The organism is Prevotella corporis DSM 18810 = JCM 8529, from assembly GCF_000430525.1.
In the GTDB taxonomy this organism is placed as follows: Bacteria; Bacteroidota; Bacteroidia; order Bacteroidales; family Bacteroidaceae; genus Prevotella; species Prevotella corporis.
This window is the reverse complement of record NZ_AUME01000010.1, coordinates 14,235-41,141: the sequence shown is the minus strand read 5'-3', so window position 1 is coordinate 41,141 and position 26,907 is coordinate 14,235. Positions and strand designations below refer to the sequence as shown.

Below are 26,907 nucleotides of genomic sequence, written 5' to 3'. Positions count from 1 at the left end.
ATAAACGAAAAAAGAGTGATACATCAAAAGGTCAGGCATTGTGCTTCAAAAGCTGACCTTTTACCATTCAAAAGCTGACCTATTTGATTGCATTTCATAAACAACATAATTGCATTGATCAAAATCTTGAATAACAAGTCGTATCAAACCGTATCACAATGAAAAGGAGCTGTTATGGGATTTCACAACAGCTCCTTATCATTATTTATTTGATGCCTTATACTGCTGAAGCAATCCACTCATAAATATAGCTGCATACGCCAAAGAGCACAATGCCTGTGGTACAGAGGGCCAATGCGAACTTTGTGTTATTGTCGCTCTTGAATGTTGGCAATGGTGAATCGCAATGATTGATATACATTGCCTTCACTATTTTCAGATAATAGTAAAGTGAAATAACTGTATTAATCAATGCAATGAAAAGTACTCCATAGATCCAAGCACCCTGAAAAGTGGTAATATCTGCCCCCTTCACTCCAGCCATGAACACAAAGAACTTGGAGAACATACCAGCGAATGGAGGAATACCTCCCAATGAGAACATGGCAATGGTCATCAGAAATGAAAGACGTGGATTGGTCTTGTAAAAACCATTGTAGTCGGATATTTCTGTTTTACCGCCATTATTTTGTTCCACAACTGAAATGATTGTGAACACTGCCATATTAGCAACAACATAAATGAGAACGTAGTAGCTCAATGAAGATACGGAAGTGCTCCAATCGTTGCCCAAAGCTGCCAACATGATGTAGCCAGCTTGTGAAATAGAACTAAATGCCATGAATCGCTTGAGCTCGCCTTGACGAACAGCAAAAAGATTGGCGATAGTTATGGAAAGTGCTATCACAATCATCATCAAAACATGCCAATATTCCATCATACCACTAAAAACGTGAAAGAGTATGCTCAATAAGGTAAAGGCAGCAGCTCCTTTCGATATAACACTTAAATAGCCAGTAATGGTGGTAGGCGCTCCCTGGTAGGTATCAGCTGTCCAGAAGTGGAATGGAACCAAGGATATCTTGAAGCCTAAACCACTGAAGAAGAACACCAAACCCATAACTGTGAGTGGCGTAGCCTGTAGTTTTGTTGCGATATCATCAAAATAAAATGTACCGTAAGCTGCATAGATGAAACTGATACCGTACAACATCACACCACTTGAGAAGGTCGCTGTCAAAATGAACTTTGCAGCAGCTTCAGCGGAGTATTTACGATACTTGTCAAAGGCAACGGCACATGCCAAGGGGACAGAAGCCATCTCCAGGCCAAGAAAGAACATAAGGAAATTCCCAGCACTCATCATCATATTCATACCCAACAGGGTGGAAACAACAAGCATATAGAACTCGCCCTCTTTTTCACTACGTACTGCCCATACACGGCTCTGCAACAGCACAATGAATGTACCTAAAGACAGAATTGCCTTCATGACATCTACTGCTGTTGAAGTCACGTACATTCCCCCAAAAGCATTTTGCGCATCCATTGGAACAAGGCAAATGACAGTATTCACAAGCATGAGTACGCAAGACAGCGGATTGAACCACTTGCGGTCTTCTTTGTTTGCTGAGATAAAATCAGCAATAAACAAGATTATCAGAATGGCAACAAGACTTGCCTCTGGAATCATTTTAAAGAAATCACTATAATTCATTTCGCCAGTTTATTAAAGATTACCCAAATTTGGTACATAAGCAATGATATGGTCGAATATTGGACCAACTGCGCTGATAATCATGTCCTCAAAAAACAATGGACACAAACCGAGACCAGCTACGCAGAAAATTAATGCTCCTATCGAGAAGCGTTCATCCCAGGTAGCATCGTGGAGTTCAAGGAACTTCGGATTTGGAATTGTCTGGAATAATATCTTACCAACCACACGAAGAATGTAAACGGCAGTTACAACGATTGAAGTACAAGCTACGATTGTACAAACGCGGTGGAACGTTCCGCCATTCTCGAACGACCCTACAAAAATTGTCATTTCGGCTATGAAACCAGAAAAGCCTGGAAGGCCAAGGTTTGCCAAACCAGCCACAACGTATGAAACAGCGAGGAATGGGATGACTTTCATCAAACCGCCAAGATAGCGAACATCACGAGTTCCAGCACGGTGGTAAATCATACCGATACATGCGAAGAACAGAGCTGTCATCAAACCGTGAGAGAGCATTTGAAGAATTGCACCAGTGATGGCGGTCTGAGTCACCATTAGCAAAGCAAAAAGCACCATTCCACAGTGAGACACTGAAGAATAAGCATTGATATACTTCAAATCCGTCTGAACGCAAGCTGAAAGCGCTCCATAAACAACCGATATAGTAGTTAACACGAGGAACACTGGCGCCCACATTTCAAGAGCATCAGGCATCATGAACATTGCAATGCGGAGACAGCCATAACCTCCCAACTTCATCAACACTCCAGCATGAAGCATAGATACGGCCGTAGGGGCTGAAGCATGACCATCAGGAGACCATGTATGGAATGGGAATAGTGCGCCAAGAATACCAAACCCAACAAATACAAATGGGAAGAAAATATTTTGAATATTCTTTGGCATTGCGTGCATCTTTGCCAATTCCACAACGTCCATCGTCGTAGCTCCACTGAAATAGTAGATGCCAAGGATTCCGAAAATCAACAAACCAGAACCACCCATCAACATAAGGGTTAGCTTCATAGCTGAATATTCCTTGGCGCCTGTTCCCCATACACCTATCAGAAGATACATAGGAATCAAAGCTACTTCGTAGAACATAAACATGGTGAACATGTCGGTCGAAATAAAGAAACCGAATACACCTGATGAAAGCAATACGAACCAAAGGAAATACTCTTTCTTCATCGGTTCAAGCTGCCAACTTGCAAATGTACCAGTGAACACGATAATTGCAGAAAGCAAAATCATCACCACAGAGATACCATCTACTCCAACGGCAAATGCGATGTTCAATGGCTTAAACCACATCGCAGAGTTAGCCAGCAACATGGTATCGGTATTGCCAGCATTACGCTGTTGAACAAAATAGACGGTCAGCCAAATAGCTCCAACCAGCAATGCTGTGGAACCTGCTACCATCACGCCACGTACTTGATTATCATTCTTAGCAACCCAAAGGCCTAAGAGCATCAATACGGGGATTATCACAAATATTGTTAATATCCAACTCATCTCTCTAAATCAAGCAAAGTATTACTAATGTTAAAGCTATTGTTCCTGTAATGAACCATATTGCATAATGGCGGACATCACCGCTCTGCCATGGACGAATGCTCTCTCCAGCCTCCTGTGTTCCCCAGGCCATGAAATTGAATGTACCGTCGATAACATTTCTATCGAACCATGCAATAGGAATTGAGAAGCACTTGAATACAATCTTATGAGTAAAGAATTGCCAAGCATTGTCGATGTAGAATCTATTGAGTGCTGCCTTGTGAAGTCTCGGCATCTTTTTCGCCAGCGTATCAGCGACAGGATTATTCTTTGGCATATACATCCACGTTGCAAGGCTGATGCCAATGGCAGCTGCTAAGAGACTGAACCAAGCAACGTTTGAAAAATGGAAATGCTGTAAATGAATTTCTGCTGTCTGTCCTGTAGCTGTTACAAAATGTCCAAAAGGAATCCAACCTGCAAAAATTGAAATGATAGCAAGGAATACTAATGGTCCCCACATGACAAATGGAACTTCCTGTGGCTTACGACGATTCTCAGGATCTTCCTCATAGTAAGACTTTCCCCAGAATATAACGTAATACAAACGGAACATATAGAACGCTGTCATACCTGACACCAAAGTCATGAACCATCCTAAAGCTGGAGAGAACTGGAAACAAGCTGCTACAATTTCATCCTTTGAAAAGAACCCTGCAAACGGCCACACACCAGAAATAGCAATACAACCTATCAGGAAGCATGCGTTGGTAATAGGCATATACTTGTGCAATCCGCCCATATACTCCTTGAAATTACTGCCGATGATAACAATGATGGCACCAGAACAGAGAAAAAGGAGCGCTTTAAACATTGCATGAGTGAACAAATGGAACATTGACGCCATGTAACCGAGACCACCATCTTCATTGTCTATTGCGTAGCAAACACCAAGTGCAACGAGCATATAAGCTATCTGAGAGATGGTGGAGAATGCTAAACCACGCTTGATATCGCGTTGAGCACATGCAACTGCCGCTGCATAAAATGCTGTAAAGGCGGCGATATTGGCAATCCAATGAAGCTGCTCAATAGCCCCAAACTTGATATAGATTGGGAACATACTTGCAACCTGGAATACACCAGCAACCACCATCGTAGCAGCATGAATCAATGCAGAGACAGGAGTCGGGCCTTCCATAGCGTCGGGCAGCCAAATATGAAGTGGGAACATGGCCGACTTGCCCGCACCACCTATGAACATTAAGAAAAGTGCAGTCGGGATAGCCCAAGCTGTTTCTGGATTAGAAGCAACAGCAGCCAACTTATCGGCAAGACTTGCATCAGCAGTAAGGTCAAAATTGAAAGTTCCAACATAGAAACTAAAGAACAAAATACCTATCAAGAAGAACAAGTCAGCAAAACGTGTAACGATGAAAGCCTTCTTGCTCGCATGAACTGCAGTGTGCTTTGGATAATAGAATCCAATGAGCAAGTAAGAACATACACCAACCAACTCCCAAAAGAGATACATCTGGAATACATTTGTTGCAACAACAAGTCCTAACATTGACATTGAGAACAATGAAAGGTACGCATAAAAGCGTTGGAAACCGTGCTCATATTCTTCAAACTTATAGTCCTTGTCACGTTCCGCCATATATCCAAAAGAATAAATGTGAACCATAAAACTGACAGTGGTGATAACAATTAACATCATCACACTAATAGGACTGAGCCGGAAACCGATATTGAAAGTCAACAACTCTGTAAATCTCAACCATGTGAAATTGAAAACAGTCACTATCGGGTAAGTGCCGTTCGTCAATCTTCCATCTACAACCTTAAACGTCTCTCCCATAGAGGTGTATTCACCCGTATAGAAGAAATAGTTATAGGCTGTATAAAGGCTCAACACAAAGAGTGCCCCCAAAATACATGTACCAATGATACCTGCTACCGCTTTCGGCATCTTCATTCCAAACAATCCCAGAACTATAGCGCTTAGGAATGGGAGAAGAAGTATCAAAAATGCGTAATCAAACATAACCTTATTCTTATAATTTCATATTTTCAATACTGTTCACCTGGTCGCTATGAAGATGACGGTAAACATTGATTATTATAGCAAGAGCAACTGCTGACTCTGCAGCACTTACACCAATAGAGAAAATGGTGAAAAACATTCCCTCATATCCTTCTGGATAGAGCAAACGATTGAATGCTGCAAAATTAAGGTCAACACTATTTAAGATTAGCTCTACGGAGATAAGCATCGCAACAAGATTACGACGGGTGACAAAACCAAAGACTCCAATAAAGAACAACAATCCACTGAGGATGAAAAAATATTCTACTGGTATCATTTTTCTACCTCCTCTTTTTTACGAATATTCAAAATCACCAAACCTCCGATAATACAAGCCAATAAGAAAACGGAAATAAACTCAAATGGTAGTACGTATCCGTATTTATCAGCACTCATGAGATTTTTACCGATAACTTCCATTGAAACTTCTGTATCAGCAGTTGTAGCCTTTGAAGCAACTTCCATTAATATATTATTCTTCAAGAACACGCCAACTACTGTAGCGGCCCCAACCAAGGCTATCAACCCAGCAACAACACTTCTCTTGCCAAGCCAGCTCTCAGAAAGTCCTTGAAGAGTATTTTTACTTACCAACTGGATTGCAAAGATATACATTACCGTTATACCTCCGGCATAAATACTAATCTGTGCTGCCCCAAGGAAGGTATAGTCCAGCAGAAAATAAAGTCCTGCCACACCAAAAAGTACAAACAATAATGCTGTTGCAGCTCGCATAATACGCTTGGTTGACACGCAGAACACAGCAGAGCCGAGAATTATCACTGCCAAAATAGCAAATATAATTAATTTACCCATATCTTTGTTCCTTATTTGGTTTTAGTGTTAAACGTGCCGACTTCCCAATCAGCACCTCCTTCGACGATATTTGGTAATGAACCACCCTTATAAATTTCTTCATTAAGGTGCAAAACAAGCTTTGAGCGATCAAATACGGCATTCTCGAAATCATTTGTGAACTTAATAGCGTCGAAGTTACATGCGTTCACACAAAGCTGACAGAACATACAATCGCCCAAGTCATATTGATAATCGAGCAATTGGCGTTTCTTTTTTCCCGTCTCTGGGTCTGTTCGCATCTCGCTGTTGATCTTGATTGTTCCGTTTGGACAAGCCTTCTCACACATCAAGCAAGCAACACACTTATAATTCTCGTTTTCGTCACGCTTAAACACGAGGCGACCACGATGGCGTTTGGCCACATGCAGCGTTGTCTTACGGTTTTCCGGATACTGCTCAGTTGACTTGGGAGTGAAGTACTCCTTCATAGTAGTCTTCAATCCCGTTGTCAGAGTTTTAAAAGCAGCTCCGATTTCTCCGAAATATGATTGTTTATTTTCCATTAGAATTATAAATTCTTATTATTCTATTTTAAAACATAGATTCGAAATTGAACGGATTAACCCATCCAAATGCCACACATACTGTCATCATCACAAGAATGATAAGACTTAATGGCATAAGGTATTTCCATTCTAACTTCAATATTTGGTCAACTCGTAATCTTGGGAAAGTCCAACGTACCCACATGAGTAGGAATACTACAAAGAAAGATTTTCCGAGGAACCAAACTATACCTGGAATCAGATTCATAATGTTATCGAAACTTTCCACCCCAATATTAATTGGTGCCCAACCTCCTAAGAACATAGTTGCAGCAAGGGCAGAGATAACAAAGAGGTTAAGATATTCAGCCAAATAATAGAAACCAAATCCCATACCACTATATTCTGTATGATAACCAGCAGTCAATTCACTCTCAGCTTCAGCCAAGTCAAACGGCCCACGATTTGCCTCCGCATTACCAGCTACTAAGAATACCAAGAAGGCCAACAATGCTGGAATGTGTCCTTGGAACAAAAGGTATCTCCATGGACCAGTTTGGTATTCAACAATCTCTGAAATCTGCATTGTTCCCGTAAGAATCACCACAGAAATCAGGCAGATGCCCAAAGACAACTCGTATGAAATCATCTGAACTGCAGCACGCATAGCTGAGAGCACAGAATACTTGTTATTACTTGCCCAACCTGCAATAAAGATTCCAAGCACACCAATTGAACTAATTGCCGTAACAAGGAAGACACCTACATTAAAGTCCAACACTTGTGCACCCCTATTCCATGGGAGGAATGAGAATGTTCCGATAGAGGCTGCTATAACAAGGAAAGGAGCTAAGTAATAGAGTAATTTATCTGCCTTATCTACTACGAAAATTTCCTTTATCAACATTTTAAGCACGTCGGCGAACACTTGTAAGGTACCCCACCATCCAACACGAACTGGACCAATTCGACACTGAAAATAGGCACAAACCTTACGTTCCATGAAAATGAGTATGATAGCAAGAACAGCATAGCCAACGATAATGGCCAAGCCAACTATCACACACTCGATAAGAATGGCCCAAAAATCACCAAGCCCTAAGTTTATTCTCAGCAACTGGTCGAACCAATTCGTTATAATACTAAAATCGAACATGTATATGATTTATTTCTTAATTCATTTCTATTATCATAGTTCACTCTTAACGATCAATGTCGGGAATAACGAAGTCCAGCGCGGCACCGACTGTCACCAGGTCGGCCACTTTCAGGCCGCGTAACATCTTATCCATTGCGCCGACGAGCGTCAAGCCCATTGGGCGGAACTTCAATCGATACGCACTCTTGTCGCCACGTGAGTCAAGATATGCACCGAATTCGCCACTTGCTCCTTCAACAGAAAAGTACCACTGGCCTTCTGGAACCTTAATAATTGGTTTCTGCTTGATATAAAAATCACCCTCAGGTATATTATCAATGAGTTGTTCGATGATATCAAGACTCTGATACATTTCCTTGATATGGCAGTAATAGCGATCCATAGAATCACCATTGTCCATCACAACTTCCTCAAAGTTAACCTTATCATAAACTGCATACGGGTGATACTTGCGGACATCGTTTCTCCAACCAGCGGCACGTCCAGCAGGACCTGTTACACCATAGCTGATACAATCTTCCGCATTCATGACACCAATATTCTCAAAGCGCTGATGAGTAATCACATTATCGCCAAATACATCAAGATACTCTTGAATCATCGGACGAAGATATTTGCACAGTGCCTTCGTATTAGCCACGAAGTTAGGATCAATATCGTCTTGCAAACCGCCAATCCTATAATAATTCTGAATCAATCGCCCACCTGTCGTCTCTTCCATAACATTCAGCACATGTTCGCGATCACGCATGCCATACAGCATACCCGTGAGTGCACCCAAGTCCTGCGCACAGCAAGAAGTATAAAGCAAGTGGTTGTCAATACGCTGCAATTCATCCATAATAGTACGGATGTAGAGAATGCGCTCCGACAATTCGATTCCCATAGCCTCCTCTATCACGCCAACCAAGGCATGGCGGTGCATCATGGCTGACAGATAGTTCATTCGGTCTGTCAAGGCTAAAGTTTGAGGATATGTATAAGACTCGCACATTTTCTCTATACCACGATGGATATAGCCAAGATGGGGGTAAATTTTCTTAACTTTCTCACCATCAAGAACAGTTTGCAAGCGCAATACACCGTGAGTAGATGGGTGTTGGGGGCCTATATTGACAACAAACTCGTCCTCTGTAAACAATCTGTGTTTTGTAGCTTTCAGATCACCGTCAGAACTTAAATTCCATTCGGTCGTTGTATCAACCTCGATATCATCCTCTGTTGTGAACATATTCTTGGCGGGGTCCATGTCGTAATCCTTGCGAAGTGGATAACCCACAAAATCATTTCTCAAGAAGAGACGACGCATGTCTGGATGACCAAGGAACTTGATACCAAAAAAATCATAAACCTCGCGTTCCAACAAGTCGGCATCAGCCCAAATGCTATAAATTGAAGGAATAACATAATCCTCATCAACTTTCTTGGCAAGTTGTTTTACAGAGCAACGTTCATGTGTTTGAGTATTTTCGAGAATGTAGATACAGCCGAGTCCCTCTTCTGCGCCGAAGTCCTCTCCCACTACAGTAACAAGGTAATCGAAATGCTGTTCTCTTTTCAGTCTTGCCATCTCTGTGGCAAAACTATCAAAACCAAATTCTTTGTTTTCTAGTTTCATTTTTTCGCACCTTATCAATTAGCTGTTGTTGGATTAGTATCAATTGGCTTGGTTGGATTCTCATTATTCAATTGATCCAGTTCCTTCCCCAACTTTTCAACATCTTCCTTTGTAACAGGCTTATCTACAACAATCGTATTAGCTTTCTTTATAACCTCTTCAGTCTTCGGAGTCACCGCAGGACGAGCTGGCCTTGCTGGCTTGACAGCAGGTTGTTTTGATTCGGCAAATTCAGCCTCGCGTTGGACTTTTATTTCCTCTGCCTTGATGCCTAATTTTTCCTCAAAGATGATGGCAGAGTTACTCTTTCCCAACAAGCGTTCTTCCTTGTTCTGTTTCTTATTTGCCCCACCGAAGAATTTCTCTATCTTCACTTTCCGTTGCAGCTGCATCATACCATAGATGATTGCTTCAGGGCGCGGAGGACATCCAGGGATATAAACATCAACAGGAATAATCTCGTCGATACCTCGCATGACATGATAACTATCCTTGAATGGGCCTCCAGAGATAGCACAACCGCCAACTGCGATGACATATTTGGGCTCTGCCATCTGGTCATACAAACGCTTCAACGCAGGTGCCATCTTATTCGTGATAGTGCCTGCACACATAATTAAGTCTGCCTGACGTGGAGAATTTCTCGTAACTTCGAAACCAAAGCGTGAGAAGTCATAACGTGCACAACCAACGGCCATAAATTCAATACCACAACATGATGTTGCAAAGGTCAGCGACCAAAGCGAGTTGCTTCGCCCCCAGTTTATCAACTGGTCCAGATTTCCAAGAACGAGATTCGTGCCACCATCATTCAAATCGTTGGCCATTTTTTCCAACGTTTCGTTGTCTTTCCACTCGTCATAAGGCATTGACTTGATTTTCGGCTTTCTTATTTCCATTCGAGTGCTCCTTTCCGCCATGCGTAAGCAAGGCCAAATACCAATACCAACATGAAGAATCCGATGGTGGCAAGTGCCAAAGGACCATATGTCTTTACAACTACTGCCCAAGGATAAAGGAAGACTGTCTCCACATCGAACATCAAGAAAAGAATGGCAAAGAGATAGTATCCCACGTGCAATGGAAGCCATGAAGGTCCATAAGTAGGAATACCACACTCGTAAGGCTCACCCTTTACCGGATTGTAAGAACGGGGACCTATCAGTTTTGCCGTTACATAAGCAGCAACAACCAAAAAGGCAGCCGTAATAAAAACGGTGATAAAAAGTGTGAAATACATAAATTTATATAGCTATAATTTTAATAATTCGCTTGTAATTTTATTAGGTTGTTTTAAAACGTGTGCAAAGTTACAAAACATTTTGAAAATAATGCAAAAAAGAAGCGAAAAAAGAATGGCTATTTGTCAACTCAACTTTACAAATCAGAAATATTTGATAAAACTTCGTATTTTCGGCGAATTAAAAATTGCGTGGAGATATAAAGCCCACAAACTGCTGTATTCCTATTACATCACATACAATTGAAAAGATTAATGATAGAGCACAGCATCAAAATCAACATTGAGAAGGTCAATGAAGAGAAATAGAATAGGAAAAATATTTACAAGGCAACCGTTTCCACACCTACAGAAAACTGCTGATTTTGAGAAATATACAGAACAGTCTCTAAAAGATTACGTTTTGCATGGCAAAAGGTCACTAATCGGTGGGCAATAGATGACCTTTTACGTTACAAAACATAAGGTATAACTGTGCAGCTATAAAGATTTTTGACAAAAAATATTATTCGTATGCGCCAAACCATAGACATGAAGAAATGCCAACTCATCGGTGCTGTTGATGGTATGACAACAGTCCCTCCAATGGCGACTGCACAACATCAATCACTTCATAATCATTGTCTTTTGCTATCTCAATAAAGAGATTCTTATAGTAATGTGCGATACTTCCTATTGCCGAAATTTTCTTATTCCCGAAATCATCATACTGACGGATATTATTCTTAAAAAATAGATCAAAGTTCCGTCTCACCAAATCTTGAAGTTCCAGTTCTGAAATATTTTTCAGAATAAATTTTGAAATAGATGCCAAAAACCGATGGGGCAAGGGTTTTCTATAAACGGCTTCTATCACGTCTGTATAGACAAATCCTTCATTCTCCAAATACCTGTCACGTATCTCATTCGAAATTGTTCCCTTGAAAATACCATTAAGAAATAATTTCCCCAAGGATGCCCCTCCTCCTTCATCGCCAAGAATATAGCCAAGAGGCGGTATATTTCGCAACATTTTCCTTCCATCATAATAACAGCTGTTAGAGCCTGTTCCCAAAATACATGCAACACCTTGCTCATCGCCGAAAAGTGCGCGGGCAGCACCAAGCATGTCGCTAGCAACATCGATAGTCGCAGTTGGAAATATTTTTTGCATGATATCTGTCATCATCGGAATGGAAGCCTCATTGCAGCCTGCTCCATAGAAGGCGACAGAGGATATCGCGTTTAAAGGGGAATCTGTTCCCATCTCATTGCTCAAATGTGTGATCAACTCGTTTTGCATGATTGCTTCAATTCTATCCATGGATTGATGGAACGGATTGATACCTTGAGTCTTCACTTTTGTGAAAGAGTGGTCGGATTTATTTGAAGAACAAGTATCTGGCGCTAAAACCCAATCGGTCTTTGTGCTTCCACTATCTGCTACTAATATCATAAGAAAGAATAATTATTTCATGCAAAAGTAGTAAAAAAATCTGGAATGCTATATCTATAACGCCAAACTTTAGTATCTTTGCAATATTAAAATAAAATATGGTATGGAGATGCCATTTTCTCAAAGAAAACTACAGACAACAAAGGTATCATCCGCAATATGAAACATGTCAGGATTACTACTTAACTTGTTTGGGTTTCAACAGAATCATAATTTTTAAGATGTCATCAGCTTAGAGTTTCATTTCGCTTCTGCTGACTTTGTGAAAATTATAACAACGTGGGTACAACTGGCAAATCCTCTCCTTGCATTCCTTATGATATGAAAAATAGAAATGTTTTTATTGCAGGACCTTGTGTCATTGAAAACATGCAATTACTTAAAACTGTTGCAGAAGAACTTGTGCGCTTGAACAAGAAATACGATTTGGATATCATTTTCAAGGCAAGTTTCGACAAAGCTAACCGTACCAGTTTAACGTCTTATCGAGGACCAGGTCTTAGAGATGGACTGGCAATGTTGAAAAGAATAAAGGAAGAATTTGGACTTAGAATTTTAACAGACATACATGAAAGTCATCAGGCAGAAGCTGTGGGCGACGTAGCGGACATTATTCAGATTCCGGCTTTCCTTTGCAGACAAACCGACTTGCTTGTTGCGGCCGCAAAGACGGGGAAGATTATAAACATCAAGAAAGCGCAATTCCTCAGCGGGAAAGACATGAGATACCCTGTAGAGAAGTGCATGGAAAGCGGAGCAAAAGAAGTATGGCTGACAGAGCGTGGCAATAGTTTCGGTTACAATAATTTGGTTGTTGACTTTAGGAACATTCCTGACATGAGGGAAATAGTACCAACGGTGATTATGGATTGCACGCATAGCGTACAACGGCCGAGTGCAGGAGATGGCAAGACTGTCGGCGACAGAAAGTTTGTCCCCTCCATGGCATTAGCTGCTAAGGCTTTTGGGGCGACAGGCTATTTTTTTGAAGTGCACCCCAATCCTGACCAAGGCTTAAGTGATGCCGCCAATATGCTGGAATTATCCAACCTTGATAATCTTATTGACAAATTACGATGAAACATTCAGAGGATAGTCTTCATGGCGTAAGGGAATACGCAACACAATGTATCAGAGAAGAAGCAAATGCAACTCTGGCATTAATCGACCAACTCGATGAAAATTTCGACAAGGCAGTCGAATTAATGTATCACTGCAAAGGAAAAGTCATTGTCACAGGTGTTGGCAAAAGTGGCAATATCGGTGCAAAAATCGCTGCTACCCTATCATCTACAGGAACACCAGCCTTCTTTGTCAATCCGCTTGATGTCTATCATGGAGACCTTGGAGTCATGACAAAGGATGATGTTGTTTTAGCACTATCCAATTCAGGACAGACAGACGAACTATTGCGATTCATCCCAATGGTGCTCCACATGAATATCCCCATTATTGGAATGAGCGCCAATCCTAAATCCCTTCTTGCAAAATATTCTACTGTTCACATCAAAGTTTGGGTTGAGAAAGAGGCTTGTCCGCTGAATCTCGCCCCGACAAGCTCAACCACAGCTGCATTAGTAATGGGTGATGCGCTGGCTGTAGCACTTATGGAAGTGAGGAAATTCCGTCCTGGAGATTTTGCCCATTTCCATCCTGGCGGAGAATTAGGAAAACGTTTGCTCACAACAGCTCAGGATGTCATGCGTTCCAATGACTTACCCATCATCCCATCAGACACGCACTTGGGGGATGCTATCATTTTGGTAAGCAAAGGCAAGTTAGGACTTGGCGTATCGCTTGAGAACGATAAGATTGTAGGGTTGATCACTGATGGTGATATTAGGCGTGCCATGGAAAAATGGCAATCAAGGTTCTTCGACCATACTGTCCACGACATTATGACAGAGAACCCGAAGACAGTATCGCCCACAACTAAGATTACTGAAATTCAACGAATAATGCACAAATACAAGATTCATACAGTTCTTGTTTGTGATAAAGATAGAAGATTGTTAGGAGTAGTTGACCATTACAGCTGTATGATTTAATATTTATACTCCAGCAAACATAGAAAGTTAGTGATATTTAGCAAAAAGACAAATCACGTCCTCGCTATTGTATTTTGGTGTTTTACATCAATTATACAAGCATCTGTTCCCAAAGTTACCATTTGGGGAATAGATACAACATGCTACAGTTCTGACTCGCTGATAGTCAAACAACTTCGCTCAAAAGGCGTTAAGTTCTCAAACAACAACTCAATAACCCTGCTGACCAATGGTCAACAGAAATTTGACGACTTGTTCAAGGCCATCGAACAAGCGAAGTCGAGTATCCACCTTGAATACTTTAATTTCAGAAATGATTCTATCAATGCGGAGCTCATTAAAAGATTAGCCGTGAAGGCGAGCCAAGGTGTTGAGGTACGGGCCATTTTTGATGGGTTCGGAAATGCCAGCAACAATCAGCCTATGAAAAAAAAACACCTTAGATCCATTAGGGAGAAAGGCATTGAAATACATGAGTTCAAGCCTTTAAGATTTCCATGGATTCACGACATTTTCAACCGTGACCACAGGAAGATAGTCATTATCGATGGCAAGATCGCATACACAGGAGGTATGAACGTTGCTGATTATTACATTAAAGGTACTAAGACCGTTGGTTCTTGGCACGACTTGCACTGTCGTATTGAAGGAGAAGAAGTAAACACGCTTCAGAAAATATTCATTAAGATGTGGTGGAAAGTTGCAGGAAAGAAAATACAAGGTGCCAAATATTTCCGGGGGATATCGAATGCAGAATATATAAAAGGACTAAAACCAGACTTATGCAAATCAGCAGGCAGTAAAATGCTGGGTATCATCAATAGAGAGCCGCAGGTTTCCAATGAGATAATAAGATATTTTTATATTAATGCTATCAACAATGCCAAAGACAGTATAAAAATCATCAATCCTTATTTCACTTTGAGCTGTAGTCTGAAAAAGGCACTGAAAAAAGCGGCTAAGCGAGGTGTTAAAGTGGAAATTATGCTCAGTGAGAAAAGCGATATTCCACTTACTCCCGACTGTGGATTCTATAATGCTCACAAATTAATGAAATCAGGATGTATAATATGGATTTACAAACCTGGATTCCATCATACAAAAACAATTTTGGTTGATGGAAAGTTTTGTACTGTCGGTTCTGCTAATTTAAATTCAAGAAGTCTAAGATGGGATAGAGAGGAGAATGTGGTAATCATTGATAAAGAAACCACAAAGGAAATTGACACCTTATTTGAGCATGAGAAAAAAGACTGCTTTAGATTAACCGAGGAAGTTTGGGATAATTGGAGAACACCATGGCAAAAAATTAGAGGGTGGATTGCACATTTATTCGCCCCCGTATTATAGTTTAGATATCGTTAATATCAACATATCCATGCATAACGGCATAAATTGTTAGGGCAGAAACGCTTTTTATTCCCAATTTTTCCATTATATTCTTACGATGTGTGATTACAGTTGTCAGGCCGATACACAACTTTGCTGCAATTTCCTTATTGATATAGCCTTGAACTATTAGAGCCAACACTTCTATCTCCCTATTTCCAAGAATCTTGTTTTTAGTCACCTGTGGCATATCTGGAAAGTTTTTGCCTCCAGCGTGACCTTGTTGCTCAACCCTAAGAATATTTTTAATCAGTTGATCTTCTGTGTCATTAACACAAAAGCTATTAAACCCAGATAACTGGGAGTTAGGATTTTTTGATGTAGTCAACACAATTGTTTTGTTGAGTCTTTCTGTAAAGAAAGCCCGATTTTCCAAAGCAATAGTTTGAGCTACGAAATAATGGTAAAATGAATCAGGAATGGCATTAGCAAATTCTTGAAAATTAGAAAAGGCTTCTACTGTTATAATGGGAATTACCTTCTGAAGTATTTGCTTCAATCCCAAAACAGCCAACATGTTAGGGTCAACTATTGCCATTCGTGGACGACCGTTCATCATCTTGTCAATACCCATTTTTACCTCTTCGCCCATCATCAAACTTTTATCCATACTAATTAGGGGTAATTAAAATATTCAAAACTTAAAGACTTACACTGCTAATATCAACCAAATTATTGACTATCGCATAAATTGTCAAGCCTGCAGGAGAATGAATTTGCAGTTTTCGAGCTATATTTCTTCTATGGGTAATGACCGTATTCGTTGAAATGCACAGATGATTCGCAATCTCCTTATTTGTCATGCCTTGCACCACACAGATAATAACGTCTTTTTCCCTGTCGCTCAATGTCTCAGTGGTAACACTTGGCTTAAGCATGGTGGAGATCTTCACAGAAACATCATTTTGTTTAGTTTTCATCTCCAAATGACGAATAGCCGGTATAAAAATTTCTTCCTCAACCTTTGCATGTTGATCCAACCAATCTTCACAATTATAAATATCATACAAAGTAGAGGTTAGCTGATTATTATGTTGAGCATCTATAGGAAGATATTTGATGATAATATTTTTTAGTTCCCGTAATTTGACATCTGTCTGAGTATGGTGTTTTGAGAATGTTTCTATATCATATTTTTCATCGGCATAACCTGCCAACAATGAGTCAACATAAGGAAAAACTGTCCTCTCCTCATATTTCATATGTTTTTGAATATCATGGGCATATTCATCATACAGTTTTAGGATTAAACGGGCAAAGTTGTCATTTTCATCAAGGGAATCATTCAACTTCTTCCGAATAAAAGGTAGCTCATAATCAAGATAGTAAGTATGGCTCGCTTTAAGATATTGTACTAATGTGGGAATTGACAAACGCTCAGCATCGTCGAATTCCTTGTATCCATTAATCACAAAATTCACCACAGTCAGGAAAGTATATGTATCAACATTCTGGCTTTCGCAAACTTCACGAACAATTTTATCGCCAAAGCCAAGACTTATACCAAAACTTCCCAATGTTTGCAACAGGTCATAATTATCGCTGATAAGAGTTATCATTTTATCATCAGCCTCATACATTTTTTGATTTTTCATGTGATTCGTTTCCTATAAAAAATATTCCCACAGTCAACAAAATATAGATATCAAACATATAACCATCAAAAAGGTTTTAGCGAATACCTTATCGTAAGAATTGCATCTGCGGGAAAGATTTATACCTGATTATTGCCAGCGCATCTACTTTAGAATAAAACACAGAGTGGTTTGACTAAGCATTTTGCTATCACCAACATGGCTAACAAGACAACTTTCTGGAATTTATTATCTTCTTCTGCAAAAGTACAAAGTTTTATAGAAACTCACAACGATATAATAGGAAACCTTCAAAAAATATGAAAAGAGCCACTTCAATACTCGCAATTCGAAGATTAAAATGGCCCTTTCGTATAATATTAACGATTATCGTTCGCTTAAAATAAATTCATTACCGTAATGGCTGGGGAATGTATTATTCTATCACTTTGCATAAGAAACACTTCGGGTCTCACGAATGACAGTGATCTTTACCTGGCCTGGATAAGTCATTTCATTTTGTATTTTTTCGGCTATTTCAGTACTCAATTTCTCGCTTTCAACGTCATCCATCTTATCAGCACCAACAATTACACGCAACTCGCGACCTGCTTGTATTGCATAAGTTTTTGTCACTCCAGGGTAACTCATGGCAATCGCTTCCAAATCATTTAATCGCTTGATATATGCTTCGACAATTTCGCGACGCGCACCAGGTCGAGCACCAGAAATAGCATCACAAACTTGAACAATAGGCGCTATCAGGCTTGACATTTCAACCTCATCATGGTGTGCCGCAATAGCATTGCAGATTTCTGGTTTCTCCTTATATTTTTCTGCAATCTTTCCACCATACAGTGCATGAGGCAATTCTGTTTCTTCATCAGGCACCTTGCCAATATCATGCAACAACCCAGCTCGTTTCGCCTTCTTTGGGTTTAATCCTAGCTCGCTCGCCATGACGCCACAAAGATTTGCGGTCTCGCGTGCATGTTGCAAAAGATTTTGTCCATAAGAAGAGCGATATTTCATCTTACCGACAATACGTATCAGTTCAGGGTGGAGTCCATGAATACCAAGGTCAATTGCTGTTCTCTTTCCTGTTTCAATGATTTCACTGTCAAGCTGTTTCTTCACCTTGGTCACAACCTCCTCAATTCGAGCTGGATGAATTCTTCCATCTGCTACTAACTGGTGCAAGGCCAAACGACAAACTTCACGACGTACAGGATCAAAAGCAGAAATAACAATAGCCTCCGGTGTGTCATCAACAACTATCTCTACACCAGTAGCTGCTTCCAAAGCGCGAATATTTCGGCCTTCTCTTCCAATGATTCTTCCTTTTACTTCATCACTATCGATATGGAACACACTTACTGAATTTTCAATTGCAGTTTCAGTAGCTACTCGCTGAATAGTTTGAACAACAATCTTTTTAGCTTGTTGATTGGCATTTAGTTTGGCTTCATCAACAATCTCATTGATATATGATGCCGCATCAAGTTTAGCCTGATCCTTGAGGCTCTCAACCAAACGACTCTTTGCCTCATCAGCGCTAAGGCCAGAAAGTTCTTCCAATTTTGCCCTTTCAAGCTCTTGCATCTTAACAAGTTCATCTTGCTTGACCTGAAGCAACTTTTTCTCGTTGTCGATACGTTGCTGCATCTGCTCAACTTCTTGCTTACGTCGGCCTATTTCCTCCTGGCGCTGATTCAATGACATTTCGCGCTGTTTCAACCGATTCTCATTTTGTTGAATCTTCTGATTACGTTGCTGTACCTCCTTCTCAAGTTCGCTCTTCTTGTTGAGGAACTTTTCTTTCACTTCTAAAAGTTTTTTCTCTTTTATTACTTCGGCGTCTTTGTCCGCCTGCACCATTAACTCGTTGTATTTACCTTTAACTACATAACGGAAATAAGCATATCCGCCAAAAATTCCCAGGAAAAGGCATATAAGTGCAATGATAATTGCTAGTATAGGACTCATGTACAATTGATTTATTATTATTATTCTTGATTACTTTTTCAGCACATCTTCAATCTCAGAAGTGAGTTTACCAAGAATATCACTATAAGGAGCTGTATCATTACGAGCGCCTTCTTTCTTATATCGCAATGCAATATCGAGCATTGACATATATAAGATATCCTTATCACTTTTCTTACCTTTGAAAAGCGTAGAATAAGTATTTACCGTATCGGTAATTAGTTTAGATGCAGAACGATAATATTCCTCGTCATCGCGTGGAACGTTAACAGAGAGATCTGTATCATATACATGTAATCTTATATGGAGTTTATCGTCTGACATTCTTTTCAAGGTTATTTTTCACTTATAAGTGTGATGCACTTATTAACATCTCTAATGAGCTTGGCGATCCTCTTCTGAGCAGAATCCATGTCTGTATCAGAAATTTCAATCATCCTTGCCATCTTTAATGAGTTATAGTCATTCTGCGCTTGAGCCAGCCGTGCCTGAAGTCTTTTTATCTCCTGATCACGCTGATCCACCAATGTGTACAACTCGTCATTTTCTCCTTTTACCTCTTGGTATTGGAGAATCATTTGCCTTACACGAGTTGCAAATGTATTCAGTGTTTTCTCATTCGCATTCATATACTTAAAACATTTTGGCTACAAATTTACATTAAAGTTTTAATTTAACAAAATTATTAGCTGATTATTTTCCACCAGTCTAATCCAAACGGAGAGATATTTTTACGGTTTATTATTACTTACATCATCCGTTGAAGGTTTTGGTTCTTTCTTTGCCAACAAGATAATCTGAAAAACAAAATCAGTAATCCATTTTCTGGAGAACCCGAGCCTATTATTGACCTGACGAATCGACATAACCGTCTTAATTATGCCAGAATCTGTAAAATCATTCTTGTCAAAGATATCATTTACAGTTTTTTCCGTCATTGCATAAATCGCTTTTTTAAAGAATGCTGGCATGCGCAACTTAAACTTCATTAAATTACCAATCAACATCATCAAATCTTGTGTCAATGCCTGAAACTGATAAAGATATGCCTGAACATCTTGTATCTTCTTACAATTCTTCTTTATGCTCGCATCAATTTCATTAAAAAACTGATCTTCAACTCCATATAAACTTTTCATCGTTTTCCGGACACTGTTTTTCTCCCCAACTCCCAACTTGTTGTTAACTGTAGAAACATGAAAGGTTTGCTTATACGTTCTCAAATCTGGTAACGAGGCTAAATTGGTTATTCCCAACTTTGAGGCTAAGGCTGCTTGAAAATAAACTCTGACTAACGACATATAGTCATTCATTCCTCCTACCTTCTCTCCAGATCCACTTCTTCTTTTGAATATATCAGAAAATATTCCCATTATTTTATTTTTTCTATTCGATTTTGGATATTCTTTGACTGCAAAGTTAAGAAAATAAAATAAGATTTAGTAGATATTGGATATTTTTTTTAGTACATAACTGAAATATCAATTTTAATTATTACCTTTGCGAAGATTAATTAGGAATAACTCAGGAATGAATGAATCTAAATGTCGTGGAGCTGTGCAGTCCATCAAGCTGCCCATCACTGGCTTTGCTGCTAATGTCTTACAGTGTAATAGAAATTCATCGATCAACATAGATTTAATTCTCACTATCAACTAAGGAGATTGTGATGAAATTAACTCCATAATAAACTATTTGATTATAAACAATTTACAAAATAATCGAAATGAAAGGTATTGTTCTTGCTGGTGGCTCAGGCACGCGCCTCTACCCTATCACTAAAGGGGTTAGTAAACAACTGATTCCAATCTATGATAAGCCCATGATTTACTATCCTGTTTCAGTTTTGATGCTGGCTGGGATAAAAGAAATTCTGATCATCTCAACACCTTTTGATTTACCTGGATTCAAGCGCCTGTTAGGAAATGGACACGAATTTGGAGTAAAATTTGAATATGCGGAACAGCCGTCACCAGATGGATTAGCACAAGCCTTTATAATAGGTGAAAAATTTATTGGTGACGATAATGTATGTTTGGTTTTAGGTGATAATATCTTTTATGGCTCTGGATTTACAGGATTACTAAAAAATAGCGTCTCTAATGCGGAAAAGGAGAACAAAGCAACAGTATTTGGATATTTCGTTAATGATCCAGAAAGATATGGTGTTGCAGAGTTTGATAGTCTTGGAAATTGCATAAGCATAGAAGAAAAGCCAGAAAAGCCAAAAAGCAACTATGCAGTAGTAGGTCTTTACTTCTACCCTAACAACGTTATTGAAGTTGCCAAAAAGATTAAGCCCTCTGCCAGGGGGGAACTCGAAATTACTACCGTTAATCAAGAATATCTTAAGAATAATGCGCTTAAAGTCCAGACCTTGCAAAGAGGGTTTGCATGGCTTGACACAGGAACACACGACAGTTTGTCTGAAGCAAGTACCTTTATAGAATGTATTGAGAAAAGACAAGGATTGAAGATCGCCTGTTTAGAGGAAATTGCTTATAGACAAGGCTGGATAACTAAAAAGCAATTGATTAAAAATGCCCAAACAATGGCAAAGAATCAATACGGTAAATACCTATTGAGATTATCAGAAAATTCTTAATCGAGAAGTCAAAACTTAGAAAATATGGAAGAAATAAGAAACAATGAAATAGAGAATGACAAGAATCAAGATGGGAAATCCTCATTTGATTTTTCTACTATTTATAGCACTATTATTCTTAACTGGTATTGGTTTATTCTTTCGCTCATTATTTGTTTGGGCATAGCTGCCATCTATTTGCGTTACACCACTCCAACATATAATACTACGGCAAAACTTTTGATTAAAGGTCAAGATAATAATAGACGACCATCTTTACAAAACATGTCAAACCTAGGAATTATGTCTAATTCCACGGGGATTGACAACGAGATGGAAATTCTGACATCCCGTTCTTTAGCTCAAGACGCCATTAGGGATCTTAAACTATACACCACATACGCTTCGAAAGGAAGAGTAAAAGATCAAAATATTTACGGTAATCAACCATTAATTGTTGATATTGATGCTGCGCATTTGGAAAAACTTAATAGGCCTATAAACTTATCTATTAAGAGAAATGGTGCAGCCTATAACATTAGTGGGACCTACTCCGTTCCAGTAGATGAAAATACTGCAGAAGGACCTTTTTCCATCAATAAAAAGCTTTACTCTTTACCAACGAGGATAAATACCCGTGCAGGTATAATAACCATAGATTCCAACAATGGCCATACATTGAGAGATGGAGAAGAGCTGCTTATTCGTTTAGAATCACCTAAAGTTACGTCTAACAAATTCGTTGCTTCACTTAAGGTTTCCCAAACCTCAAAATCCACATCTATCGCCTTGCTTCAACTTACAGATGAAATTCCACAACGAGCAATTGATTATCTAAAGCAACTTGCAATTGTGTACAATAGACAAGCTAATGAAGATAAAAATACAATAGCTTTACGCACCGATAATTTTATCAACTCTCGTCTGGAAAAGATCAACAACGAACTGGGTCAGACAGAAGGGCAACTGCAAAGTTATAAGCAGAAAAATGGGATGGTGGAGCTTAAAATGAATGCATCAAACAGTGTGGCAAACCAAAATTCATTCGAGCAGAAACTTGCAGATATAGATATACAAACTGAACTTTTCAACAACATAGCCTCTGAAGTCAGAAACTCTGCTAAAAACCTTTCAGGAACGATTCCATCCAATATCGGTTTGAATGATGCCAACACATCAAGCCTCATTCAAAAATACAATGAACTAGTTTTAGAAAGGAATCGACTACTGAGAAGTGCCTCAAAAAATTCTCCTGTTGTTGAGCCCTTAACGGATCAAATTCGAATGTTAAATGCGAATATACTAAATTCGATAGAAACCTCGAGAAGAAATCTAGAAATTCAAAGAACAGGAATAATCGAACAAGTAAATAAATATAATACAGAAGTTGCTGAAACACCTCAACAAGAGAGGATGTTAACACAGATTGGTCGCCAACAAGAAGTGAGAGCAGGACTATATTTAATGCTTCTGCAAAAAAGAGAGGAAAATAACATTTCGTTAGCTGCTACAGTTGATAAAGGAAAATTAATTGATGAACCACAATTTGTGGGAAAAGTTAGCCCTAACTCGTCGGTTATCATGATAGGAGCATTTGCATTGGGTATTTTTATCCCAGCCCTAATTTTATTCTTAATTCAATTCTTTAGATATAAAATTGAAGGGCATGATGACGTGGCTCAACTCACCAAACTACCTATTATTGCCGATATTCCTATTGCCAGCAACAAGGCTAAGGGTAAGGCTGATATTGTTGTCCATGAGAATCAGAATAATCAGATGGAAGAGGTTTTCCGGTCAATGCGTACCAACCTTCAATTTATGTTGACAGAGAGACAAAAGGTTATCTTATTTACTTCATCAACTTCTGGAGAGGGTAAAACTTTCACTGCTGCAAATTTAGCTATTAGTTTTGCACTATTGGGCAAAAAGGTCATTTTGGTCGGACTTGATATTAGAAGACCAAGATTAGCTGAATTATTTGGACTTAAGGACTATAAAAGCGGTATTACTAATTTGTTGATAAAACAAGCTCCAACGCAAGAGGATGTTAATGCCCAAATTCTTCAGTCAGGTGTCAACAAGAACCTTGACTTATTAATGGCAGGCCCTGTTCCTCCGAATCCAACAGAGTTGATTGCAAGAAATTCTTTAAATATTATTTTCGATATTCTAAAACAAGAATACGACTACATCCTTATTGATACAGCTCCTATTGGATTGGTAACAGACACTCTCCAGATTGGTCGTGTAGCTGATGTATCTGTTTATATGTGCCGTGCAGATTTTACTCCAAAATCAACCTTTGACATGATTAACGAAATTTCTAATGAAAAGAAATTGCCGAAAATGGCCCTTGTTCTAAACGGCATTGATATGTCAAAGAAAAAGTACGGCTATTATTATGGCTACGGAAAATATGGAAAATACAGAAGATATGGCTATGGAAAATACGGCAGATGTAGCTCTTCATCATATGGGCAATATGGAAATTATAGCAATAGCCATTATGGAAATAAAAATGACAATTCAATAAAACGATAATCAAATCATCAATAAAAGTGTTGCACTATATAAGGCAACACTTTTATATTCGGAAATTTATAAGATGGTAATAGCAGTTGACTTTGATGGTACAATAGTAGAACATAAATATCCTAAAATCGGTGAAGAAATCATGTTCGCAACCGATACACTCAGGGAACTTATTAAAGATGGACACCAACTCATACTATGGACTGTGAGAGAAGGAGAATTATTACAAGAAGCTATTGATTGGTGTCGTGAAAGAGGTGTTGAATTTTGGGCAGTAAATAAAGACTATCCAGAGGAAGAAAAAGAAAAGAATAATCATTTCTCCAGAAAGTTAAAGGTTGAAATGTTTATTGATGACAGAAATATTGGTGGATTACCTGATTGGGGCACCATCTATAAAATGATAAAATATAACGAAACATGGGAAAGTATGGGATACAACCACCAACATTATCATAAAGAAGAAGAGCCCAAAAAGAAAAAGCATTGGTGGAGTAGATAACAGTCACTGATCTGCTTGAGAAGAGCAAAAATTATTGGATTGAAATTTCCTTTGAAGATGACTAATCCAGACTTCTTTTTTGTAAGGAACGGATTCTAAAATCTTCTTGCCTATGACATTTTTGCAAGTAGAATTATGTCACATTCAGTTTATGGGCATCTTAGCACCATTTCGCCAATATGATGCAAAAGCAGTAAATCTTATTTTATAACTTTATCCAACACTGAATATTCACTATTGTTACTAACATATTCAGGAACGATTTCCTTCATTTTACGGACTATATCCATACTCTTGTAATCATGGCTAATCTTAACGAGCTCCTCAATTTGTTGGTTAATATCCTCATAGTTATATTTACTTACCTTTGCAATTCTTATTTTATCATGGAAGCTTGGCAAAGTGTTTTCTGACGTGCTTAAGACTTCTTCATAAAGCTTTTCCCCAGCACGAAGCCCTGTATATTTTATTTCTATGCCCGTTGCTCCCGAAAGTTTAATCATACGCTTTGCTAAGTCAGCAATTTTCACTGGCTTACCCATATCAAAAACAAATATTTCTCCACCTTTTCCATGCGTACCTGCTTCCAAAACCAACTTACAAGCTTCTGGAATCAACATAAAAAACCTGATAATGTTTGGATCGGTTACAGTTACAGGCCCCCCATTCTTTATTTGTTTCTCAAACAAAGGAATGACGGATCCATTTGAGCCAAGCACATTTCCAAAGCGCGTCGTGACAAACTGAGTTCCTTTAAAATTCCCATCAGAAATTAGCTTGTCATTCAAACTCTGGCAATATATCTCACATATACGTTTAGAGCACCCCATCACATTTGTAGGATTAACTGCCTTATCCGTAGAAATCATGACGAATTTTCTTACTCCATATTTCACACTGAGATCAGCAATAACTTTTGTCCCCCAAATATTGTTTTGAATACTTTCTGATGGATTATTTTCCATCATTGGCACATGTTTATAGGCAGCAGCATGGAAAACATATTCAGGTCGATATTTACTAAATATTGTTTCCATTCTATCATAATTAGCAATATTTGCAACTATGGTCTGAGCCTTTATCTTGGGCCATTCATAGTGCATCATCAAACGTAAGTCGTGCTGTGGTGTTTCAGCTTGATCAATTAGAATGAGTTCTTCGGGATTATAAGATGCGATTTGCTTGACTATCTCCGACCCGATAGAGCCTGCAGAACCTGTAATCATTATCTTTTTTCCACGCAGCAAATTACCAATTGAATTCATATCAACCATAATCTGATCACGTGGGAGCAAATCTTCAATACTTATTTCTTTTAATTGAACATGAGTAAGGTCATCTTCCTCCGACCACGCTTCTGTCCGATGTGTAAAGTAAATCTTAACCCCTGCACTTAATAATATATCTTGGAGTTTTGAATCTAATCGAAATTGTTCTACTTGAATTGGAGAGACGAGAACCGCCTGAATATTCAATTCTTTTAGATGATTAGCCAATTGATCATTGATCATAAAGGTTTTTTCACCCAGCAAAAGGCGTCCCTTGTAAGTTTTGTCATGTGAGATAAAACCTTTCAGTCGAAATTTGCTATTTTTCTCATTTCGAATATTCTTTGCTAATCCTATTCCTCCACTTTGCACGCCATAGATGAGGGTTCTAACTCCTTTACTGGAATTAACCATGACATCATAGAGGGATTTTACAAGAACACGGAAAGCTATCATGCCAATTGTTGCAACTATGTACATCGCCGCTATTTGTCTGCCTTGCAAACGCACAAATCGTAGATCCCAACCATAAATAATGTAGTGCATTATCTCCGCAATAACTAAAGATAACAGCATCGCAAATACAACACGCTGAAGATCAACAAATGAAGAATAACGTATGATTCCCGAATAGGTTTTGAATACTCTAAAGCCTATTAGGTTAAAAATCATGTAAACAAGAATAGTCTTTGACAATAGCCCTAAATTAGCCAAGGTTATGACACCATGATAATATAACCAAAATACAAATACCCCAGATAGGTAGCAAATCAAACTATCTACAAACAAAATCACCCAATAGGGTAACGCATTTTTAGTAAAATACCAGTCAAGAATTTTTTGTATTGCAGTCATATATGTACCCACTTAATTAAGAAGAACCTTTCTCTAAATTCTAAATTCTTCGCAAAATTAGCAAAAAAAAGTATATAGACCAAGAAGTTTTGTTAAATTTTGACAAACCCTTGGCTTCT

24 protein-coding genes are annotated in these 26,907 nt (G+C 38.9%); 6 read left to right on the top strand and 18 right to left on the bottom strand.

What is annotated here, in order from left to right:
* Nucleotides 1-217: 217 nt before the first annotated feature.
* The 11 genes from H515_RS0103330 to H515_RS0103275 all read right to left on the bottom strand — a co-directional run bounded on the left by H515_RS0103330 (nt 218) and on the right by H515_RS0103275 (nt 12,047).
* Nucleotides 218-1,657: an NADH-quinone oxidoreductase subunit N gene (locus tag H515_RS0103330; RefSeq protein WP_025875484.1), complete on the bottom strand. Its 1,440-nt coding sequence runs from the start codon at nt 1,655-1,657 to the stop codon at nt 218-220.
* 12 nt (nt 1,658-1,669) lie between these two features.
* Nucleotides 1,670-3,181 (bottom strand): complex I subunit 4 family protein, encoded by a 1,512-nt coding sequence (locus tag H515_RS0103325; RefSeq protein WP_025875482.1) that lies wholly within the window; start codon nt 3,179-3,181, stop codon nt 1,670-1,672.
* Between the two features lie 4 nt (nt 3,182-3,185).
* Nucleotides 3,186-5,210: an NADH-quinone oxidoreductase subunit 5 family protein gene (locus H515_RS0103320; RefSeq protein WP_025875480.1), complete on the bottom strand. Its 2,025-nt coding sequence runs from the start codon at nt 5,208-5,210 to the stop codon at nt 3,186-3,188.
* A gap of 10 nt (nt 5,211-5,220) precedes the next feature.
* A complete protein-coding gene (gene nuoK, locus H515_RS0103315) occupies nt 5,221-5,529 on the bottom strand; it encodes an NADH-quinone oxidoreductase subunit NuoK (RefSeq protein WP_025875478.1) in 309 nt (102 codons plus the stop codon).
* Nucleotides 5,526-6,068 carry an NADH-quinone oxidoreductase subunit J family protein gene (locus H515_RS0103310; RefSeq protein WP_025875476.1) on the bottom strand — a complete coding sequence of 181 codons (543 nt, stop codon included), beginning with the start codon at nt 6,066-6,068 and terminating at the stop codon, nt 5,526-5,528. The genes nuoK and H515_RS0103310 overlap by 4 nt, the downstream gene beginning before the upstream one ends.
* 11 nt (nt 6,069-6,079) lie before the next feature.
* Nucleotides 6,080-6,613, bottom strand: a complete 534-nt coding sequence (locus H515_RS0103305) for a 4Fe-4S dicluster domain-containing protein (protein ID WP_025875474.1) — start codon at nt 6,611-6,613, stop codon at nt 6,080-6,082.
* 28 nt (nt 6,614-6,641) lie between these two features.
* Nucleotides 6,642-7,751, bottom strand: coding sequence for an NADH-quinone oxidoreductase subunit NuoH (gene nuoH / locus H515_RS0103300; RefSeq protein WP_025875472.1), 1,110 nt, complete (start codon nt 7,749-7,751; stop codon nt 6,642-6,644).
* A 46-nt stretch (nt 7,752-7,797) separates the two neighbouring features.
* Nucleotides 7,798-9,372 (bottom strand): NADH-quinone oxidoreductase subunit D-related protein, encoded by a 1,575-nt coding sequence (locus H515_RS0103295; RefSeq protein WP_028901580.1) that lies wholly within the window; start codon nt 9,370-9,372, stop codon nt 7,798-7,800.
* 14 nt (nt 9,373-9,386) lie between these two features.
* Nucleotides 9,387-10,271 carry an NADH-quinone oxidoreductase subunit B gene (locus tag H515_RS0103290; protein WP_025875470.1) on the bottom strand — a complete coding sequence of 295 codons (885 nt, stop codon included), beginning with the start codon at nt 10,269-10,271 and terminating at the stop codon, nt 9,387-9,389.
* On the bottom strand, nt 10,262-10,612 hold the full coding sequence (locus tag H515_RS0103285) for an NADH-quinone oxidoreductase subunit A (RefSeq protein WP_025875468.1): 351 nt from the start codon (nt 10,610-10,612) through the stop codon (nt 10,262-10,264). The genes H515_RS0103290 and H515_RS0103285 overlap by 10 nt, the downstream gene beginning before the upstream one ends.
* 547 nt (nt 10,613-11,159) lie before the next feature.
* A complete protein-coding gene (locus tag H515_RS0103275; protein WP_025875466.1) occupies nt 11,160-12,047 on the bottom strand; it encodes an ATPase in 888 nt (295 codons plus the stop codon).
* A gap of 321 nt (nt 12,048-12,368) precedes the next feature.
* Here H515_RS0103275 and kdsA point away from each other — a divergent pair, with 321 nt between their 5' ends.
* From kdsA to cls, 3 genes are all read left to right on the top strand, one after another.
* The gene (kdsA, locus tag H515_RS0103270; protein ID WP_028901579.1) at nt 12,369-13,127 is read left to right on the top strand and encodes a 3-deoxy-8-phosphooctulonate synthase; all 759 of its coding nucleotides are present in this window, start codon (nt 12,369-12,371) and stop codon (nt 13,125-13,127) included.
* A complete protein-coding gene (locus H515_RS0103265) occupies nt 13,124-14,095 on the top strand; it encodes a KpsF/GutQ family sugar-phosphate isomerase (RefSeq protein WP_025875464.1) in 972 nt (323 codons plus the stop codon). Before kdsA ends, H515_RS0103265 begins: the two co-directional genes overlap by 4 nt.
* A gap of 93 nt (nt 14,096-14,188) precedes the next feature.
* Complete coding sequence (gene cls / locus H515_RS0103260) at nt 14,189-15,445, top strand: cardiolipin synthase (protein WP_238300092.1); 1,257 nt, start codon at nt 14,189-14,191, stop codon at nt 15,443-15,445.
* Nucleotide 15,446: 1 nt separating this feature from the next.
* Here cls and H515_RS0103255 read toward each other — a convergent pair whose 3' ends face one another.
* The 6 genes from H515_RS0103255 to H515_RS0103230 form a co-directional block, all read right to left on the bottom strand.
* Complete coding sequence (locus H515_RS0103255) at nt 15,447-16,058, bottom strand: response regulator transcription factor (RefSeq protein WP_025875460.1); 612 nt, start codon at nt 16,056-16,058, stop codon at nt 15,447-15,449.
* Nucleotides 16,059-16,125: 67 nt separating this feature from the next.
* On the bottom strand, nt 16,126-17,079 hold the full coding sequence (locus H515_RS0103250) for a helix-turn-helix transcriptional regulator (RefSeq protein WP_025875458.1): 954 nt from the start codon (nt 17,077-17,079) through the stop codon (nt 16,126-16,128).
* Between the two features lie 423 nt (nt 17,080-17,502).
* Nucleotides 17,503-19,044: a ribonuclease Y gene (rny, locus tag H515_RS0103245; RefSeq protein WP_025875456.1), complete on the bottom strand. Its 1,542-nt coding sequence runs from the start codon at nt 19,042-19,044 to the stop codon at nt 17,503-17,505.
* 30 nt (nt 19,045-19,074) lie between these two features.
* Nucleotides 19,075-19,368, bottom strand: coding sequence for a cell division protein ZapA (locus tag H515_RS0103240; RefSeq protein ID WP_025875454.1), 294 nt, complete (start codon nt 19,366-19,368; stop codon nt 19,075-19,077).
* An 11-nt stretch (nt 19,369-19,379) separates the two neighbouring features.
* A complete protein-coding gene (locus H515_RS0103235; protein ID WP_025875452.1) occupies nt 19,380-19,673 on the bottom strand; it encodes a hypothetical protein in 294 nt (97 codons plus the stop codon).
* Nucleotides 19,674-19,775: 102 nt separating this feature from the next.
* Nucleotides 19,776-20,417, bottom strand: coding sequence for a hypothetical protein (locus H515_RS0103230; RefSeq protein WP_025875450.1), 642 nt, complete (start codon nt 20,415-20,417; stop codon nt 19,776-19,778).
* Nucleotides 20,418-20,770: 353 nt separating this feature from the next.
* On the opposite strand from H515_RS0103230, the gene rfbA reads away from it, so the two are divergent.
* The 3 genes from rfbA (at nt 20,771) to H515_RS0103215 (ending at nt 24,665) form a co-directional block, all read left to right on the top strand.
* Entirely contained in the window at nt 20,771-21,649 is an 879-nt protein-coding gene (gene rfbA, locus H515_RS0103225; RefSeq protein ID WP_028901577.1) for a glucose-1-phosphate thymidylyltransferase RfbA, read from the top strand.
* 24 nt (nt 21,650-21,673) lie between these two features.
* On the top strand, nt 21,674-24,172 hold the full coding sequence (locus H515_RS15345) for a GumC family protein (protein ID WP_025875448.1): 2,499 nt from the start codon (nt 21,674-21,676) through the stop codon (nt 24,170-24,172).
* 64 nt (nt 24,173-24,236) lie between these two features.
* Entirely contained in the window at nt 24,237-24,665 is a 429-nt protein-coding gene (locus H515_RS0103215; protein ID WP_025875445.1) for a BT0820 family HAD-type phosphatase, read from the top strand.
* 200 nt (nt 24,666-24,865) lie between these two features.
* On the opposite strand, the gene H515_RS0103210 is transcribed toward H515_RS0103215, so the two are convergent.
* Nucleotides 24,866-26,788, bottom strand: a complete 1,923-nt coding sequence (locus tag H515_RS0103210; RefSeq protein WP_025875443.1) for a polysaccharide biosynthesis protein — start codon at nt 26,786-26,788, stop codon at nt 24,866-24,868.
* Between the last annotated feature and the right edge of the window lie 119 nt (nt 26,789-26,907).